16 protein-coding genes are annotated in these 16,941 nt (G+C 61.6%); 8 read left to right on the top strand and 8 right to left on the bottom strand.

What is annotated here, in order from left to right:
• Positions 1 to 113 precede the first annotated feature (113 nt).
• Positions 114 to 569: a c-type cytochrome gene (locus tag AC0L26_RS07495; protein ID WP_473631967.1), complete on the top strand. Its 456-nt coding sequence runs from the start codon at positions 114 to 116 to the stop codon at positions 567 to 569.
• A 36-nt stretch (positions 570 to 605) separates the two neighbouring features.
• Here the strand turns inward: AC0L26_RS07495 and AC0L26_RS07490 are convergent, their stop codons facing one another.
• The gene (locus tag AC0L26_RS07490) at positions 606 to 872 is read right to left on the bottom strand and encodes a BrnA antitoxin family protein (RefSeq protein WP_473631966.1); all 267 of its coding nucleotides are present in this window, start codon (positions 870 to 872) and stop codon (positions 606 to 608) included.
• A gap of 143 nt (positions 873 to 1,015) precedes the next feature.
• On the opposite strand from AC0L26_RS07490, the gene AC0L26_RS07485 reads away from it, so the two are divergent.
• Complete coding sequence (locus AC0L26_RS07485) at positions 1,016 to 1,384, top strand: hypothetical protein (protein ID WP_473631965.1); 369 nt, start codon at positions 1,016 to 1,018, stop codon at positions 1,382 to 1,384.
• 72 nt (positions 1,385 to 1,456) lie between these two features.
• On the opposite strand, the gene AC0L26_RS07480 is transcribed toward AC0L26_RS07485, so the two are convergent.
• Genes AC0L26_RS07480 through AC0L26_RS07465 form a run of 4 tightly spaced genes read right to left on the bottom strand, consistent with a single transcriptional unit; the run spans position 1,457 to position 5,134 of the window.
• The gene (locus tag AC0L26_RS07480) at positions 1,457 to 1,741 is read right to left on the bottom strand and encodes a copper-binding protein (RefSeq protein ID WP_473631964.1); all 285 of its coding nucleotides are present in this window, start codon (positions 1,739 to 1,741) and stop codon (positions 1,457 to 1,459) included.
• A 26-nt stretch (positions 1,742 to 1,767) separates the two neighbouring features.
• The gene (locus AC0L26_RS07475; protein WP_473631963.1) at positions 1,768 to 2,256 is read right to left on the bottom strand and encodes a cupredoxin domain-containing protein; all 489 of its coding nucleotides are present in this window, start codon (positions 2,254 to 2,256) and stop codon (positions 1,768 to 1,770) included.
• 43 nt (positions 2,257 to 2,299) lie between these two features.
• Complete coding sequence (locus tag AC0L26_RS07470) at positions 2,300 to 3,658, bottom strand: multicopper oxidase family protein (protein WP_473631961.1); 1,359 nt, start codon at positions 3,656 to 3,658, stop codon at positions 2,300 to 2,302.
• A gap of 18 nt (positions 3,659 to 3,676) precedes the next feature.
• Positions 3,677 to 5,134: a TolC family protein gene (locus AC0L26_RS07465; protein ID WP_473631960.1), complete on the bottom strand. Its 1,458-nt coding sequence runs from the start codon at positions 5,132 to 5,134 to the stop codon at positions 3,677 to 3,679.
• A gap of 156 nt (positions 5,135 to 5,290) precedes the next feature.
• On the opposite strand from AC0L26_RS07465, the gene AC0L26_RS07460 reads away from it, so the two are divergent.
• Positions 5,291 to 5,848, top strand: a complete 558-nt coding sequence (locus AC0L26_RS07460; protein WP_473631959.1) for a hypothetical protein — start codon at positions 5,291 to 5,293, stop codon at positions 5,846 to 5,848.
• 139 nt (positions 5,849 to 5,987) lie between these two features.
• On the opposite strand, the gene AC0L26_RS07455 is transcribed toward AC0L26_RS07460, so the two are convergent.
• Positions 5,988 to 6,425 carry a YqaA family protein gene (locus AC0L26_RS07455; RefSeq protein ID WP_473631958.1) on the bottom strand — a complete coding sequence of 146 codons (438 nt, stop codon included), beginning with the start codon at positions 6,423 to 6,425 and terminating at the stop codon, positions 5,988 to 5,990.
• Positions 6,426 to 6,451: 26 nt separating this feature from the next.
• Positions 6,452 to 9,037: a multicopper oxidase domain-containing protein gene (locus tag AC0L26_RS07450; RefSeq protein ID WP_473631957.1), complete on the bottom strand. Its 2,586-nt coding sequence runs from the start codon at positions 9,035 to 9,037 to the stop codon at positions 6,452 to 6,454.
• A gap of 344 nt (positions 9,038 to 9,381) precedes the next feature.
• Between AC0L26_RS07450 and AC0L26_RS07445 the strand changes: the two genes are divergently transcribed.
• The 5 genes from AC0L26_RS07445 (at position 9,382) to AC0L26_RS07425 (ending at position 14,248) form a co-directional block, all read left to right on the top strand.
• A complete protein-coding gene (locus AC0L26_RS07445) occupies positions 9,382 to 10,101 on the top strand; it encodes a FadR/GntR family transcriptional regulator (RefSeq protein WP_473632147.1) in 720 nt (239 codons plus the stop codon).
• 63 nt (positions 10,102 to 10,164) lie between these two features.
• Positions 10,165 to 11,139: a sialic acid TRAP transporter substrate-binding protein SiaP gene (locus AC0L26_RS07440; RefSeq protein WP_473631956.1), complete on the top strand. Its 975-nt coding sequence runs from the start codon at positions 10,165 to 10,167 to the stop codon at positions 11,137 to 11,139.
• 80 nt (positions 11,140 to 11,219) lie between these two features.
• Complete coding sequence (locus AC0L26_RS07435) at positions 11,220 to 11,792, top strand: TRAP transporter small permease (protein ID WP_473631955.1); 573 nt, start codon at positions 11,220 to 11,222, stop codon at positions 11,790 to 11,792.
• Between the two features lie 3 nt (positions 11,793 to 11,795).
• Positions 11,796 to 13,202: a TRAP transporter large permease gene (locus tag AC0L26_RS07430; protein ID WP_473631954.1), complete on the top strand. Its 1,407-nt coding sequence runs from the start codon at positions 11,796 to 11,798 to the stop codon at positions 13,200 to 13,202.
• Positions 13,199 to 14,248, top strand: coding sequence for an L-idonate 5-dehydrogenase (locus tag AC0L26_RS07425; RefSeq protein ID WP_473631953.1), 1,050 nt, complete (start codon positions 13,199 to 13,201; stop codon positions 14,246 to 14,248). Before AC0L26_RS07430 ends, AC0L26_RS07425 begins: the two co-directional genes overlap by 4 nt.
• Positions 14,249 to 14,286: 38 nt before the next feature.
• Here AC0L26_RS07425 and AC0L26_RS07420 read toward each other — a convergent pair whose 3' ends face one another.
• Positions 14,287 to 16,884, bottom strand: a complete 2,598-nt coding sequence (locus AC0L26_RS07420; RefSeq protein WP_473631952.1) for a TRAP transporter permease — start codon at positions 16,882 to 16,884, stop codon at positions 14,287 to 14,289.
• Positions 16,885 to 16,941: the final 57 nt, after the last annotated feature.

Raw genomic sequence — 16,941 nt, 5'->3', positions numbered from 1 at the left:
ATCCTCCCGCACCTCCTCGACCCAGCCGCCGCTCCCGCAGGTGAGCGGTTGGTCCTGCCGGAAGCTTCCGGCCACCAGCAAAGCCCTCCCGAACGTTCCGCAGAGGTCATCAGATGAACCATTCACAAGTCACCACACGTAACCATGTCATTTCCGCCGGAGTTGCGACCGCATCCTTGGGGACGTCTATCACCCGAGCGCGCACCTCCCTGGCTGCGCTCTTGGCTGTCGTCGGCCTGCTGTCGCCCGCCGCCGCTTCAGCACAACAGGCCGACGGCGAGCGGCTGTTCCGGCAACGCTGCGGGACCTGCCACAGCTTGGAGCCAGGCCAGAACAGAACCGGTCCGCATCTGTCGGGCGTCATCGGCCGCAAGGCCGGCAGCGTCGAGGGCGCCCGCTATTCGGCCGCGCTGCGGGAGTCTGATATCGTCTGGGATGGCGGTACGCTTGATACCTTCCTCGCAGCGCCACGCCAGAGCGTTCCGGGCACGTCGATGACAGTGGGCGTTCCCAACGCCGCCCAGCGCGCCGCGATCATCGGCTATCTGGAAGGTGCGGGCGCGCAATAGTGTCCGCTGATGAAACCAAAGGCGCTCACATTTTCGTCAGGTGATGTCGTCTGAACGATCGCCCTCGTCGGCGATCCGCTTCTCGACCATAGCCCGTAAAGCATCATTAATACGGTCCTGCCAGCCCGGTCCGTCCCCCTGGAAATAATCCAGGACAGCTCGATCAATCCTGATCGAAACAAGCTCTCTGACACTTGGAGCAGCTGCGGCTTCGCGAACCGGTGGGGCCGGCTTCTTGACTGGCTTGAAGGCGGCTTCGGCGGCAGCCATTGGATTTGTCGGTCGGCGCGGAGGATTTGCCATTGATGGTCCTGACTGGAGATAACGGCTGGGAGGAGACATGCAACGCAATGCGCATCGGAATGCCTCGGCCCACTGCCCGGAACAGTAATTAGAATATCGACGCGAGAGGTGATAGTCTCGCCCTGGATCCTCGGGAGGAGGAAATGCGCGCCATTGCATTGTCTGCCGGCGTGTTGGTGGCTACGCCCTCGATGGCGGCGGAGCAACTGATCTTTTACACCGCCAGTTTTCCAGATGCCACCTCGGTCCAGCTCAGCGTCGTGGACAACAGTGTCTCGCCATATGGGGATTATGACTTTGACGTCGCTATTGGCCTCGTCGAGACGGACGCGAACGGCGTCATCAAGTACGGAGATACCGGCAGGCATCATGCACGCGTTCGCTGTAATTATCCGGCATATGTGAGCGTAGGCATGCGAAAATATCCCATAGAGATATCTCTGAACCGCTCCGCACATGACGACTGGAAAGAAAATCTCTGGAGGATTTTCTGCGCGGCCCCTTCATCCTAATTTCCGTACTCATGGCATTTTCGACAGCACAGGGCCGCGAGTTGATTTTTCAACCCGCGGCGCCGGTCCGAATCACTTGATGTCGGTAACCGTGATGCGTCCGTTGACGCGGTCGGCTGTGAACTCGATCGCCTCACCGGTTTTGACCTTCTCGAGCAGGCCCTGCTCGGCGACGACGAACACCATCGTCATTGCGGGCATGTCGAGATTGGTCAGCGGTTCATGCTTGATCGTCAGCTTCTTCTGTTTGGCGTCGACCTTGATGACTTCGCCCTTCACGTATTCCTGCGCAAGCGCGCTCCCGCCGATGGCAAGCACGAGCGCGAGTGCCGAGAGGGTCTTTACCAATACTGTCATGATTAGCTTCCTTTGCGGTTTGGCGGTCAGTTGGCGACGGTGATGTCGCCCTTCATGCCGGAATCGTAGTGACCCGGAACCAGGCAGGCGAAGCCGAACTCGCCGCCATTGGCGAACGTCCAGATGATCTCGCCTCTGGCGCCGGGCGCCAGCCGGATCGCGTTGGGATCGGCGTGCTCCATCTCGGGGAATTTCTCCATCAGCGCCTTGTGCTCCATAATTCCGTCGTGGACGTCCATGACGAACTCGTGATCGATTTGGCCCTTGTTGATGAATTTCAGGCGAACGGTCTCGCCCTTCTTCACCTTGAGGACGGCCGGCTGGAACAACATTTTTCCATCGTCCTTCTCCGACATCGAAATGTTGATGGTCCGCTTTGCCTTGCCAGCCTCGCCAGGGCTGCCGATCGGCATCGTGGCGGCTTTATCGCCATGTCCTCCGGCATGGGTTCCACCGGCAAGGGCTGCTCCCGAACTGACCGCCATCAAAACGGCCGCTGCGATTGTACGTTTCATGCTGCACTTTCTCTCGTTGTTGAGGTTGAGGGGTTTCGGTTTCTCATCCCTGTTTGCCGTGACCGCCGTGCGCTGCCGGGGCCATCGTTTTTGCGTCGCCTGATTTCGTCGGAGCGGGGACATCCCCCTTCCATTCGTAAGCCACGGTTCCCTCTGGATGCTGGTACCATCCCGGATCGGCGTAATCGTTCGAGGCCAGGCCGTCGCGAACCTTCACGACCGAGAACATGCCGCCCATCTCGATGGCGCCGAATTGGCCCCAGCCGCTCATCATCGGAATCGTGTTGTCGGGAAGTGGCATCTCCATCTCGCCCATGTCGGCCATGCCGCGGTCACCCATGGCCATGTATTCGGGTTGAACCCGGCGGATCTTGTCGGTGACCTTCGAGTTGTCGACGCCAATTAACGTGGGCACGTCGTGGCCCATAGCGTTCATTGTGTGGTGCGACTTATGGCAATGGATTGCCCAGTCGCCCTCGTATTTTGCTTCGAACTCATAAGCCCGCATGGCGCCGACGGGGATGTCGATCGACACTTCCGGCCACCGCGCCTCCGGCCGGACCCAGCCGCCATCGGTGCAGGTCACCTCGAAGTCGTAGCCATGCATGTGGATCGGATGATTGGTCATGGTCAGGTTGCCGACGCGGACCCTGACGCGGTCGTTTTTCGCCACAGGAAGATGACTGATCCCCGGAAAGACGCGGCTATTCCAACCCCAGAGATTGAAATCCGTCATCTCCATGATGCGCGGGACGTACGACCCCGGTTCGATGTCGAAGGCGTTCAGCAGGAACACGAAATCGCGGTCCACGCGCATGAATTTCGGATCTTTGGGATGAATGACGAAGAAGCCCATCATGCCCATCGCCATCTGGACCATTTCGTCGGCATGGGGGTGGTACATGAATGTGCCGCTCTTCACGAGGTCGAACTCGTAGACGAAGGTCTTGCCGGGCGGGATTCCGGGCTGGGTAAGACCGGTCACACCGTCCATGCCGTTGGGCAGGATCATGCCGTGCCAATGGATCGTCGTGTGCTCCGGCAGCTTGTTTGTTACGAAAATGCGGACTCGGTCGCCCTCAACCGCCTCTATGGTCGGGCCGGGAGATTGACCATTGTAGCCCCAGAGATAGGCAGTCATGCCGGGCGACATCTCGCGCTCGACCGGCTCGGCCACGAGGTGGAACTCCTTCACGCTGTTGTTCATGCGATGCGGAAGTGTCCAGCCGTTGAGCGTCACGACCGGCTGGTAGTCCGGTCCGCTCGTCGGGAAGATCGGAGGCTGCATATCAGGGGACTCCATGATTGGAGCGTCGGGCAGCCCCATCGCGGACGTTTTGGTCCATGCAGTGGCACCGGCAAGCAGGGCTCCCGCGCCTAACAACTGACGTCTTGAAAGCATTTTTTCTTCTCCTTGAGATCAGTGGCCTTCGGCGCCTGCTTCGGCGGCGGCCGGTGCGTCGCCGCCCCCGGACGAACTCGCGCCGCCGCCGTGGATGGCGGTTCCGAGATTGACATCGGCCAGCCAGAAATTGCGCTTGGCGTTGAGGGAAAGCATGATCGAGCTGATTTTCGCGCGTGTGTCCGCCAGCAACTCGAACGTGTTGGTGATCATGCCGTTGTAGGTGAGAACCGACTCCGCCTCGATCTTTGTTCGCAGCGGCACAACATTGTTCCGATAGTGCCGGGCAATGTCGTAGGTCGAACGGTAGGCGTCATAGGCGGATCTGGCCTCCGACCGGATGTTGACCGCCCTTTCCGCGAGCCGGTTTGCGGCTTGCATGTAGGCAAGTTCGGCCTTGCGCATGCGTGCCTTGCCGGTGTCGAAGATCGGAATGACGAACTCGAGCTCGAGGGTGGGTGAGACACTGGTCTCTGTTCCGCCCTCCTCCGACTCCTCGCGTTCCACCTCCACGCCGGAAAGTAGTTCCAGGTCGCTGACGTAGCGCGTCGCCTCGCTCAGACCATAGGATTTCGCCAGCGCTTCCAGTTCAAGTTTCGCGATCTCGAGGTCGACGCGATTTCTTAGCGCCTCAGCCTCGATCGCGCGTTTGGCCTTGGCGCCTTTCGGTAAGGCTGGAAGCATGTTGGGGACTGAGTAATCGACGTCCGGGCCCCATAGACCCATTAGCCGGGTGAGCTCTTCCTTGGCAGTCCGGGCAGCGAGCCGCGCTTCCGCCGCCTGACCGGTGATCTCGGCATAAAAGACGTGTTCGCGGGCTTGGCCGGTCTTTGTGAAAGCGCCCGTATCGCCAAGTTTTTTAGCGAGTTCGGAGGCAGCGTCGGCTGCGGCCTGCGCCTTGTTCAGATAGGAAACGCTCTCCCAAGCCGAGACAACGTTGATCCAGGCCCGCCGCGTGTCCGCGGCCAGCCGTAGCGTTTCTTCGGCGGCGCGGAGCTGGGCCTGACGGAAACGTGCATCCGCGGCTGCGACGCGCCGCTTGTGGGTCGCCATCGCAAGGATGTTGCTGACCACCGCTCCTTCAATCGTCCGCACGGGATCGACGCCGATCATGCCGACAGAGATCGTTGGATTGACGAGCATCGTCTCCTGCCACATGTCGGCCGCCGACAGGCCGATCTCGGCATAGGCGGCCTGTAGGCCCTTGTTGTTGAGCAAGGCGACCTGCACCGCGGTGTCCGGGCCGATCGTCTTTTTCTGGACGAGGCTATTCACGCGCTCTGAGACCGTTCGTGCTTCCTCGCTGGATTGCACCCACACCGTTTGATTGCCGGTCACGGATTCGGCACGCGCCGCGACTGTCGTGAAGCCGGCCATCGGGGCTGAGATGCCATCAAGATCGCCGCTGGTCGTGCACCCGGCTGCGATCAGCGGGATGGTCACCATCGCAGCTATGGTCATGAACCGGCGCGTCATGATCCGGCTCCCGGGTTCGCGGGAGAACGTTCTTGATTGAGACGCCGCCAATCCTGCGGATCGACTGGCTCCCGGTGGCGATAGTCGGCGACGACCGGGTGGTAGTGCACATCACGGACGCCCATTGCGGGATCGGCCGGATCGAAGGCGGGAAGGATGTCCGGCGGCGTGGTTGCCGCACATCCGGCAACTAACAGCGATGCGAGCAGCATCGCGGAGCTTGCGATTTTCATTGTCGACCTGAAGCTTGACGTATGCGTTTGGCCGCGCGGGAACGGATTCCCGACGCAGCGCGCGAATGCCCGACGAGGGCGCGTCAGTTCAGATGTGTTTGGGAGGCCTTATGAGCGCTGTGTATTCGCCAAGCGGCAAAGTGACGGCAATGACGGGCGCAAAGCAGCGGGAGACGACATGCTCCAAGTCAGGGCAGTCGACCGGCACCGCATTCGCCGGCGCGCAATGGACTTCACAGCTCTTGTCGGCGGATTGCTTGGCGCCGTGATGATGCTCCGACGTGTCCGTGTCATCCGTCGCCGTGGCGTCGTGATGGCCCATGTCGTGTGCGGATGTCTCGGCTTGGAGATCTATTCCGGCCTGGAGATCCGCCCCGGCGTGAAAACCCGCCGCATTCGCTGTGGCGAACAGACCAGGCTGAAGAGCCGACATGACCAGGAATACGACCGCCAGCATTGCCCGGAGCGGTATGTTTCCTAGGATCGTGAATCGACCATGAGTCCTCATCACACCCTTCCGACAATTGTTCGTCTGATTTGTCAAGGTCGTGGCGGCCACTTTGCTGGGGTGCAACCAAAAGTGAACGCAACTGCCTGCTGCGATGCCTGCCATTTCGGCTTTACATCAGGCCCAGCACCGCTCCGGCGACAATGAGATAACGCGAGATCTTCGCGAGGGCGACGATTGCGACAAAGCTCCAAAGCGGCTCGCGCAAAACTCCAGCGACCACGGTCAGCGGGTCGCCGATGATCGGCATCCAGCTTAACAGGAGCGACCATTTTCCATAACGGCGATACCAGCTCATGCCACGGTTGAGCGTCGTGGGACGCAGCGGAAACCAGGACTTGTCCCGGAAGCGTTCGATCCCTCGACCAAGGGCCCAGTTCACCACCGAACCCAGGACATTGCCTATGCTGGCGACAAGGACCAGCATTGCGGGTGAGAACGAAGCTGTAGCGAGGAGCCCTGCAAGGGCCGCCTCCGACTGCGCCGGAAGAATAGTGGCCGCGGCGAAGGCAGCCACAAACAGGCCGCCGTATACGGCAAACACATCCATCTATGTTTTCGCTTTGCGGAAAGGTTTCAGGGTTGCACATCGATCACGACCATCAGTCCGCCACCGCCCTTCTCTTCGACATTGTTGTTGGTCGTATGATGCCCGATATGGCAGTGGATCAGCCACTTTCCGGGTCGACGTGCCTGCCAGACGACATCGTAGCGTTGCCCTGGTCCGACGTTGACCGTGTCGGCAAGGAAACGCGCCGACTCTGGGATAGTCTCGCCGTCGCGGGCGACAACTTCGAATGGACCGCCATGGATGTGCATCGGGTGGATAAACCCATTGTTGGTGCCGATGAAGCGCACTTTCAGAGTTTCGCCGACCTTCATCCTGACTGTGTCCGTTGACGGATAGGCGCGGCCGTTGATGGTAAAATAATTCGGCTGCCCGCCATCCATCGGCATGGAGGGAAAAGTCAGGCCCTCTCGCATGAGCCATTCCTGAAGCTGGATAACATACTCGTGGTCGGCCGCAATCTCGTCCTGGGGATTGGCGGGATCGATGATAAGCGCGCCGTAGAGCCCGAGCGCCTGCTGGCGATCGACATGGTCATGAGAGTGATAGAAATAGGTTCCCGATTGGCCCGCCGTGAATTCGTATCGGTAGCTGCCGCCGGGCGGGATCGGCTCCTGCGTGATCTCGGCCGGGCCATCCATTTCGTTCGGCAGGATCAACCCGTGCCAGTGCAGGGTCGTGCTCTCCGGCAGGCGGTTCGTGACGTTGATGCGCACCCGGTCGCCTTGCCGGATATGCAGCCGCGGGCCCGGAACCTGACCGTTGATCGCATAGGCATCGACTTTCACGTCCGGCAGGATCGCCCAGCGGATGACCGACGTTTCCAGATCGAACACCTTCACCCCGTTTTCCATCCTGGCTTCCAGTTCCCGGTCGCCGCGAACCTCCAGACCATGACTGGCCGTAACCAGGCGAGGATGCACAGCGGCCATGTCAAGCATTGCTGCAGCCGGCGTGTCGCGGTCCATGACCATGCCGGGCGGCATGATGGCGCCGCCGACGTCTCGCGCGCTGAGGGTGAGGTTCACCCAATTGGCCGGAGCGATCATACCGAGCGCCAGCGCCAGCACGGACACGCCCCCGAAGGCCGCGAGCTGCGGCACGGTTGCATCCGATTCCATCCCGTGACCTCCATGCGGACTACGCGACCCGCCTCCCCCACTGCCGTGGGAAGAGCCATTGGCGTGGGAGGAGCTATGGCCGGATCGAGGTCCCTGCCGATTTCCTCCGTGCCCCGCTCCATGCCGATGCGGCTGCATGCCGACGCCGTGGCCAAAGACCATCTCGCCTCCATGCCAACCCGTGAATGCCAACAGCGCGACGACTCCAGCGGACATTGAGAGGCCCCAGGGCAGCACGGCATCGGCCTCACCCACCGAACCTCGCAACCACAGGCTGGCCGCTCCTATCGCCAGAACCGCGATGTTTCCGGCGAGATGATAGCGTGCGTGGTAGAGCGCGCGAATCTCGGCGTTTCCCAAAAAGTCGGCCAGACCCGCGACAGCGGCAACGGTGCCGGTCACGACGCCCCCGGCCATCAGCCATGTGGCTGCGTTCGCCGTCGCCGGCGAAGCCGTAAGCCAATAGGCGATGTCGGCAAGCAGTGCCGCTATGAAAAACCCGATTGGAAGCGGCACGAGCATAGGATGAAGCGGATGACGGCCGATCCTCGCAAAGGCAGCGATGCCCGCTTCCCCATGCGTCGATCCGTGGCCGGATCCATGATGGCTCACCCCGGGATTGCCGCCCGCGCCGCCATGTCCAGGGTTGGCGTGTTCATCGACGCGCGCGTGAGCGCTGTGGCTTGGGCGATCTCCCGTCGGTTCAGGCTTGTGCTTTTCCTCGTCGTGACGGTGCCCCGCTACCCCGGCTTCCGCGCCGCCATGTGCGTGCTCGCGCCGGCCTTGCCTAGCCTTGTCGAATTCCGGTTCGCGTTCGGTCATCAGCCCATGCTTCAGGCCACGGGCCACCATCCATACGTTGGCGGGATATGCAGTGATGAACCCAACGATGACGCCGAGCGACATCACGCCCCAGAACAGGAGCTCGGTCGGCTCCATCGCCCGCATGTCGCTGCCCATCATCAGGAAACTCATGACCGGCGCCATGCCCGCCATCATGAAATTCATGCTGATGAATTCCGGCATGAAGCTCTTGCGGACATTCTCCCAATAGGTGCCGCCCATCATCGATTTCATGAACAGCGACTGGAAAATGAAAAGGCCGAAGGCGAATCCGGCAACATACTCCACGATGAGATCGATCCACATAGGCAGCCCGAGCGCGGCGGTGATTGCCGCCGCGAGGATGATGCCGGTGGCGTCGCCGGCGACGCAGTGGATCGTCGAGCCGACGCCTTGCTTCCAGAGTGGCTTGGTGAACGCCTCGTGTTCGCCTGGCCGCGGCTCCTTGTCGGCCAGCACGTAAATCAGCAGCCCCAGCGGTCCCATATAGAACGTGACCAGGATGAAGCCCCATTTCATCACCACCGGTTCGGGATTGTTGCGGAACTGGTCCCACGCCACATAAGCCGTACTGAGGCCTGCTAGAACGAACCAGACTGCAAGAAAGTAGTCGACGGGCTGTACGAACATTGCGGGACTCCTGTCGGTTTTCTCTCCACTGACCCTAGAGCGACGGACTGCTTCGTCCGCCCCCTTGAACGAACCGCGTCGCAGGCCACTCCCCTAGAAACTCCCGGAGATGGTGCTGGCGGCGAAACCATTCGATAAGCCTTCCAGTTGCTGGAAGGTCAAGGGTTGCCGCCGAGCCAAGTTGCCGATCCTGGTTTCCAAGAAAGTCACGGAGAATGAGTTCCATGGGCATTCTCTGCTGCTTGACTCTCCGTTTTATTCGCGGCACTTTTCGATTAATAGGTCAGACCAATTTACCGATCCGGGATCCGCTGGATGATTTTGTGAAGCAGAACTGAGTGACAATGCCGATCCAGGCCGTTGAACCGCGTCGACTTTATCGTCAGATCGCCGATCAGCTCAGGCAGCTGATCGACGCGGGCGAGTTCGCAGTCGGCGATCGCTTGCCGACCGAGCGCGAATTGGCCGATCAGCTTGGCATCTCCCGCCCCACCGTCCGTGAAGCGCTGATCGCGCTCGAGGTCGAGGGGCGCATACGCATTCGCGTCGGCTCCGGCATCTATGTCACCGACCGCCCGCGTGCCGAGGTTTTGACTGCAGAGATGGATGAAGGCCCGTTCGAGCTGTTACGGGCACGCGAGTTCATCGAAGGGGCGATCGCCGCCGAAGCCGCCCTCCATGTTCGGCCGATCGACATCGAACATATGGACGACGTGCTGCGCCGAATGGAGGACATCCCCCACCCGACCAAGACGACGATCGCGCTCGACCGCGAGTTCCATACGATGGTGGCGGGCATCCTCGGAAACGCCGTTCTGGTGCGCTGCATCGGCGAGCTTTTCGACCAGCGGATGAACCCATATTTCGAACTCCTGTCGAGCTATTTCGAGAACAGGGAATCCTGGCGGGCCGCCGCGGAGGAGCATCGCGCGGTGCGCGATGCGATTGCGGCGCGCGAGCCCGAACGGGCGAAGGCCGCCATGCAGGAACATCTGCGTCAGTCGCAACTGAGATTCTCACGCAATTTCGGTGAGAAATCCGCGGCCAGGGAGGTCGCGGAATAGGAGGCAGCCGACCTGGAGGATCCTGTCGGCACGGTCAAAATCCAATCACAGGGAGGAATATTGATGTTGAGAAAATACGCCGTTCTGCTCGGCACGATCGCCGCAATCGCTCTGCCCATGGCTTCGGCCTCTGCACAAACCGCGCTGAAATGGGCTCATGTTTACGAAACGTCCGAACCCTTCCACACGGAGTCCGTCTGGGCAGCGGAAGAGATCAAAAAGCGCACCGACGGCCGCTATACGATCGACGTCTTTCCGGCCTCGCAACTCGGCAAGGAAGCCGACATCAACCAGGGGCTGACTCTCGGCACGGTCGACATCATCATCTCCGGATCGAGCTTCGCCGCCCGCGAATATCCGCCGATCGGCGTGACCTACTTCCCGTTCATCTTCCGCGATGCGGATCATCTGCTCGCTTACACCAAGAGCGACAAATACAAGGAATTGACCGGCGGCTACGAAGAGGCGTCCGGCCATCACATCACAGCGACCACCTACTACGGCACGCGTCACACGACCTCCAACCGGCCGATCGAGAAATGCGCCGACATGCAGGGTCTGAAGATCCGCGTGCCTGATGTGCCGGCCTATCTCGCCATGCCGCGCGCCTGCGGCGCCAACACCGCGCCGATCGCCTTCGCCGAGGTCTATCTCGCCTTGCAGCAAGGCACGGTGGAAGCGCAGGAAAACCCGCTGACGACCATCGACGCCAAGAAGTTCTACGAAGTGCAAAAGCACATAATCCTGACCGGGCACATCGTCGATCATCTCAACACGATCGTGTCGCAATCGCGCTGGTCGCAATTGTCGGACGAGGACAAGGCGATCTTCACCGAAGTAATGCAGGAAGCGGCCGCGCGAGCGACGAAGATCATCGTCGATCGCGAGAAGGCCCTGGTTGAAACCTTCAAGGAGCGCGGCCTCACCGTCACCGAAGTCGATCGCGCCGATTTCGAAAAGAACGTGATGGAGAAGGTGACGTTCGAGGAGTTCGGCTACCGCAAGGAAGACTGGGAGGCGATCCGCGCCGTCAAGTAACCTGCATCAATCCAGGCCCGGCGCGACAAGCGCGTCGGGTCTGTTGAGCCCGCTGTCCCAACAGTGTCCGGAGCTTGCCGATGACCCAAGAAGTCCACACCCAGGTCACCCCCGAAGAACTGGCGCATGCATTCGAGGAAGAAACGCCGCCCGTCGATCTGTCGCGATACGCGGTGGAGGACTGGGTCACGCTCGCCGTGTTCTGGGGCATGTCGTTCTGCGTCTTCCTGCAGTTCTTCACCCGCTACGTCATGAACAACAGTTTTGCCTGGACCGAGGAGATCGCCATCAACTGCCTCGTCGTCGTGGTCTTCCTGGGCTCGGTCATGTGCACGCGCACCACGCGCCACATCCACGTCGACGTGCTCTATCATTATCTCCCCGCGGGCGTGGGGCGCTACATGGCGCTTGCGGTCAATCTGATCACCATTTGCTTCTTCGCCTATATGTCCTGGCTTCTCTGGCGCTATGTCGGCATCGTCCACCGGGAACGGATGGTCACCATCAACCTGCCGCGCAACGTCGTCTTCTACGCCGTATTCGCCGGTTTCGTGCTGATGATGCTGCGCGCTATCCAGGTATTCATCGGCAACATCCGCCGTGGCTACTCGGCGCTGGAGCGCCCCGCCGCGTTCGACGGACTGGGGGAATAGGCCATGCTGCTTCTGATCGGAGCCTTTCTCGTCCTGATGCTGGTCGGCGTGCCTGTCGCAGTGTCGATGGCGGTGTCGTCGCTGCTCTACCTCGTCTTCTATGGCGTGGCGCCCGACATCATTGCCGCGCAGCGTATGATCGCCGGGGTCGAGAGCTTTCCGCTGCTTGCCGTGCCGTTCTTCATCTTCGCTGGCAACCTCATGAACATCGCCGGTGTCACCGGGCGTATCTATTCCTTCGCGCTGGCGCTTGTCGGCTGGATGAAGGGCGGCCTCGCCCAGGTGAACATCATCGGATCGGTGGTCTTCGCCGGCATGTCGGGCGCAGCCCTTGCCGACGCCGCCGGTATCGGCACCATCGAGATCAAGGCCATGCGCGACCATGGCTACCCAGTGGAGGCGGCCGTCGGCGTCACCGCGGCCTCCTCGACGCTCGGCCCGATCTTCCCGCCGTCGCTGCCCTTCGTCATCTACGGCATGATGGCCAACGTCTCGATCGGCGCGCTGTTCATGGCCGGCATCCTGCCCGGCGTCGTCATGACGGTGCTGATGATGGTGACGGTCGCGATCTTCGCCTACCGCCGAGGCTGGGGTTCGGACACGCCTTTCAAGTTGAGCCGGCTCGCCGCCGCCTCGATCGAAGTGGCCGTCGTGTGCTGCTTTCCGCTTGCCGCTTATGTCCTTGTCCAGATGGGACTGTCGCTCAATGTTGCCGTCGGCATCGCGCTCGTCGTCCTGATCGCCTGCGACTGGTATTTCGACTTCTCCGCCGTCATGGCGCTGATGACACCGATCATCCTGATCGGCGGCATGACCATGGGCTGGTTCACGCCGACCGAAGCGGCCATGGCCGCCGTTATCTGGTCGTTGTTTCTAGGGCTCGTGCGCTATCGCACGATGACCTTCGCAGCCTTGGCAAAGGCCAGTTTCGACACGATCGAGACGACCGCGTCGGTGCTCTTCATCGTCACCGCAGCGTCGATCTTCGCCTGGTTGCTCACGGTCAGCCAGGCGGCGCAGCTCTTCTCGGTCTTCATCACATCGCTGACCGAAAACAAATGGGTGTTCCTGATCCTGGTGAACATCCTGATGCTGGTGGTCGGCTGTTTCCTCGATACGATCGCCGCGATCACGATCCTCGTTCCGATCCTCCTGCCAATCGTGGTCCTCTACGGGATCGATCCGGTGCATTTCGGTCTGATCATGACGCTCAATCTGATGATTGGCCTCCTCCATCCGCCGCTCGGCATGGTGCTGTTCGTCCTCTCGCGGGTCGCCAAGCTGTCGGTCGAGCGCACGACCATGGCAATTCTGCCGTGGCTCGTGCCGTTGATCGTCGCGCTGATCCTGATCACCTTCATCCCCGCCATCACGCTGTGGCTGCCGACGCAAATGGGGCTGATCCGTTGATCGACAACGCAATCGCCGCGACGCTGTTCGGCCCTGAGGATCTGCGCGTCGTCGAGCGCCCGCTCGGCTCCCTCGCGCCGGGAATGGTGCGCGTGCGCTTCGGCGCAGGCGGCATCTGCGGTTCCGACCTGCACTATTTCCGCCATGCGCGAACCGGCGATTTTGTCGTCACATCGCCGCTGGTGCTCGGTCACGAGGTCGCCGGAGAGATCGTCGAAATCAACGCGGACGCGCCTGGACTTGCCGTCGGCGATCGCGTGGCGGTCAATCCGTCGCGCTGGTGCGGACGATGCGCGCGATGCGCGGAGGGCCGCGCCAATCTCTGCGAGAACATCTATTTCATGGGATCGGCGTCGAAAACGCCCCACATGCAAGGTGGTTTTGCCAGCGTGTTCGACGCCACGCCTGCGCAATGCGTCAAGGTCCCGCTTGATATCGCCTACCGGGCGGCGGCACTCGCGGAACCGCTCGCCGTCAGCCTGCACGCTGTGGCACGGGCCGGCGATATCGCCGGCCGCAACGTCATCCTGTTCGGCGCCGGTCCCATCGGGCTTCTGACCATGCTCGCGGCCAGGCTCAAGGGATGTGGCGAGCTCACCATCGTCGACATAGCAGCGGCGCCGCTCGCCTTCGCCAGCAAACTTGGAGCAAACAGGACGATCGACCTGTTTGGCGGCGACGAGGAGCTCAAGGCATTCGCGTCCGACAAGGCTATCGATATCGCGTTCGAGATTTCAGGCACCGCAGCGGGTCTCGCGGCGGCGATCGCCAGCGTCCGGCGCGGCGGCACGGTCGTTCAGGTCGGCAATCTTCCGGGCGGTCAGATCCCCGTGGCGGCCAATGCGGTGATGGCCAAGGAAATCAACCTGAACGGCACGTTCCGTTTCGGCGCGGAATTCAACCAGGCGGTCGATCTCATTGTCGGCGGGGACATAGACGTCCTGAAGCTGGTGACCGCCGAGCGACCCCTTTCCTCGGCCCGCGATGCGTTTGCCCTGGCCGCCGACCGCTCGCAGAGCGTCAAGGTAGTGCTGACCGCCGACTGAGGTTTTCCCGGCGCCTGCTGTTATCAACCTTTCCAGACTCAGCGCGCCGGCCCGCCTTCCTCCGCCTGCTTGCGCGCCCGAGCAAACTGCAGAGCCGCAACGCCGGCGGTCGCAGCAAGCGCCAGGCCGATCGGAATGAGGCTCGAAGGCTGGTCGGCCTTTCTGAGCACGGCCACGACGTCATATCCGACATCCAGCCCGATGCGCTTGGCGTAGGAGCCGAAGTCGACATTGCTGATCATCAGCGCGTCGCCCGCTTGCGTGATGGTGAGACCGATGCCGCGCAGCCGCTCCAGCGGTTCGCCCGGCTCGCCGAGCGGTATGTTGACCGTCTTGCGCACATCTTCGCCCATGAGGTCGACACCCTCGACGACGAAATTGATGCGGCCGTCGGCCGGCGCCTGCCCGACCGCCGACAGGAACTCGCTCGCCGGCAACTCCTCGTAAGGCGGCGACACCTGGTTGAGCCACCAGTCCGGCCGAAACAGCGTGAAGCAGATGAGCAGCAGGGCGGCACTTTCCCACAGGCGGCTTTTCGTCACGAACCAGTTCATCGTCGCTGCCGAAAACAGCAGGATGGCGATCAACGAGATCGTCGCCACCCAGATCGTCTGAGGCCAGGTGTCGACCCCGATCAGCAGGATCGCCGGATTGAAGATGAAGACGAACGGCAGGATCGCGGTACGCAGCGAATAGAGCGCGCCCTGGAAACCGGTGGCGATCGGATCCTCCTTGGAAATCGCTGCCGCCGCGAAGGCCGCTAGCCCGACGGGCGGGGTGATGTCGGCCATGATGCCAAAGTAAAAGACGAAGAGGTGGACCGCGATCAGCGGGATTGGCAATCCTGCCTGCGCACCGAGATCGACCACAACCGGCGCCATCAGCGTCGCCACCAGGATGTAATTTGCGGTGGTCGGAATACCCATGCCGAGCACAAGACTGATCGCGGCAATCAGGATCAGCATCAGGATGACATTGCCGCCGGAGATGAACTCGACGAGTTCCGTCATCATCAGGCCGAGGCCGGTCAGCGTGATCGTGCCGACGACGATGCCGGCGGTGGCGGTGGCGATACCGATACCGATCATGTTGCGGGCGCCGAGTGCCAGCCCGTCGATCACGTCGTCCCAGGCGGCACGGACTGAGGCGGCGAGGTTTTCGTTACGGAATACCGCCATCAGCGGCTTGCGGGTGGCGACGATGCCGAGGATTGAAACGGTCGCCCAGAACGCCGAGAGGCCGGGCGACATCTGCTCGACCATCAGGCACCACAGAAGTACGGCGATCGGGATGAGGAAGTCGAGCCCGGTCCGCGTGACGTCCCAGGCGCGCGGCAGTTCCAGGATCGGCGCGTTCGGATCGTCGAGTGCGAGGTCCGGATAGCGGGAGGAATACCAGACGGAGGCGACGTAGAGAGCCACGCCTGCGATTGCGAGCACCGGCGGTGCCGCCCCACCGAAGACAGCCTGGATGGCAACGATGCCATAATAGACGATACAGACAGCGAGAACGCTGCCTGACAGTCCCAGACCCATCCGCAACATCCGTTCTCTTGCTGGCGTCGGACGCTGCGGGATCGTCTTTAGGCCCATCTTTATCGCTTCGAGGTGAACCATGTAGAGCAGTGCTATGTAGGAAAAAACCGCCGGCAACAGCGCGTGCTTGACGATTTCCGAATAGGGAATGCCAACATATTCGACCATCAGGAAGGCGGCCGCGCCCATGACGGGCGGCATGATCTGACCGTTGATCGAGGCCGAAGCCTCGATGGCGCCCGCCTTGACCCCGGAAAGGCCGGTGCGCTTCATCAACGGGATGGTGAAGATGCCGCCTGAAACCACGTTGGAGACGGACGAGCCGGATACGACGCCATTAAGAGCCGACGAGACCACCGCGACTTTTGCCGGGCCGCCGCGCAGATGGCCGAGCAGCGCGATGGAGATCTGCATCATCCAGTTGCCGGCGCCGGCCTTTTCGAGAAGCGTGCCGAACAAGACGAAAAGAAAGACGAAGCTCGTCGATACGCCAAGTGCAATCCCGAAGACGCCTTCGGTGGTCAGCCATTGATGGTTGAGAAACTTGGTGAGTGATGCACCGCGATGCTGGATTACGTCCGGCATGTACTGGCCGGCAAAGGTGTAGAAGATGAAGACACATGCCACGACCACCATCGGAAGGCCGAGCGCGCGGCGCGTAGCCTCGAGGAGCAACAAAATACCAACAGTGCCGGTGACGAGATCGAGCGTGGTCGGCTGGCCCGGCCGTCCGGAAAGCTGGACGTAAAAGAGAAAGAGATAAGCGCCGGCAAATCCGCCGACTACGGCCAGCACCCAGTCGAGCAGCGGCACACGATCGCGGGGCGAGGATCTCAGCGCCGGATAGGCGAGGAAGGTCAAGAACAGCGCGAAGCCGAGATGGATAGCGCGCGCTTCGGTGTCATTGAGGATGCCGAAGCCGAACACGAACGGCAACGGCGAAGCGTACCAGAGCTGAAAAAGCGACCAGGCAACTGCAACCCAGAGCAGAATTCGAGCGACTGTTCCGCTGGGATGCCTGCCACCGGTATCGGCCTCCGCGACAAGCTGTTCGAGCTCACCGAGATCGACGCCGGCCGGTTGTTCCTTGACTTCGCTCATGACGCCTCCTGTTGCGGATGGCCCGGCGGGTTCGTTGAACCCGCCGAGCTGTCGTCA

It is taken from the genome of Mesorhizobium sp. WSM4823, from assembly GCF_055811195.1.
Note: the sequence above shows the minus strand (reverse complement) of the source record. Positions and strands in the feature narration are given on the sequence as shown.

What these genes read in the sequence shown, in the direction of transcription:
- AC0L26_RS07495 (WP_473631967.1), top strand. Translation starts at nt 114, where the DNA reads ATGAACCATTCACAAGTCACCACACGTAACCATGTCATTTCCGCCGGA.
- AC0L26_RS07490 (WP_473631966.1), bottom strand. Translation starts at nt 872, where the DNA reads ATGGCAAATCCTCCGCGCCGACCGACAAATCCAATGGCTGCCGCCGAA.
- AC0L26_RS07485 (WP_473631965.1), top strand. Translation starts at nt 1,016, where the DNA reads ATGCGCGCCATTGCATTGTCTGCCGGCGTGTTGGTGGCTACGCCCTCG.
- AC0L26_RS07480 (WP_473631964.1), bottom strand. Translation starts at nt 1,741, where the DNA reads ATGACAGTATTGGTAAAGACCCTCTCGGCACTCGCGCTCGTGCTTGCC.
- AC0L26_RS07475 (WP_473631963.1), bottom strand. Translation starts at nt 2,256, where the DNA reads ATGAAACGTACAATCGCAGCGGCCGTTTTGATGGCGGTCAGTTCGGGA.
- AC0L26_RS07470 (WP_473631961.1), bottom strand. Translation starts at nt 3,658, where the DNA reads ATGCTTTCAAGACGTCAGTTGTTAGGCGCGGGAGCCCTGCTTGCCGGT.
- AC0L26_RS07465 (WP_473631960.1), bottom strand. Translation starts at nt 5,134, where the DNA reads ATGACGCGCCGGTTCATGACCATAGCTGCGATGGTGACCATCCCGCTG.
- AC0L26_RS07460 (WP_473631959.1), top strand. Translation starts at nt 5,291, where the DNA reads ATGTCCGGCGGCGTGGTTGCCGCACATCCGGCAACTAACAGCGATGCG.
- AC0L26_RS07455 (WP_473631958.1), bottom strand. Translation starts at nt 6,425, where the DNA reads ATGGATGTGTTTGCCGTATACGGCGGCCTGTTTGTGGCTGCCTTCGCC.
- AC0L26_RS07450 (WP_473631957.1), bottom strand. Translation starts at nt 9,037, where the DNA reads ATGTTCGTACAGCCCGTCGACTACTTTCTTGCAGTCTGGTTCGTTCTA.
- AC0L26_RS07445 (WP_473632147.1), top strand. Translation starts at nt 9,382, where the DNA reads ATGCCGATCCAGGCCGTTGAACCGCGTCGACTTTATCGTCAGATCGCC.
- AC0L26_RS07440 (WP_473631956.1), top strand. Translation starts at nt 10,165, where the DNA reads ATGTTGAGAAAATACGCCGTTCTGCTCGGCACGATCGCCGCAATCGCT.
- AC0L26_RS07435 (WP_473631955.1), top strand. Translation starts at nt 11,220, where the DNA reads ATGACCCAAGAAGTCCACACCCAGGTCACCCCCGAAGAACTGGCGCAT.
- AC0L26_RS07430 (WP_473631954.1), top strand. Translation starts at nt 11,796, where the DNA reads ATGCTGCTTCTGATCGGAGCCTTTCTCGTCCTGATGCTGGTCGGCGTG.
- AC0L26_RS07420 (WP_473631952.1), bottom strand. Translation starts at nt 16,884, where the DNA reads ATGAGCGAAGTCAAGGAACAACCGGCCGGCGTCGATCTCGGTGAGCTC.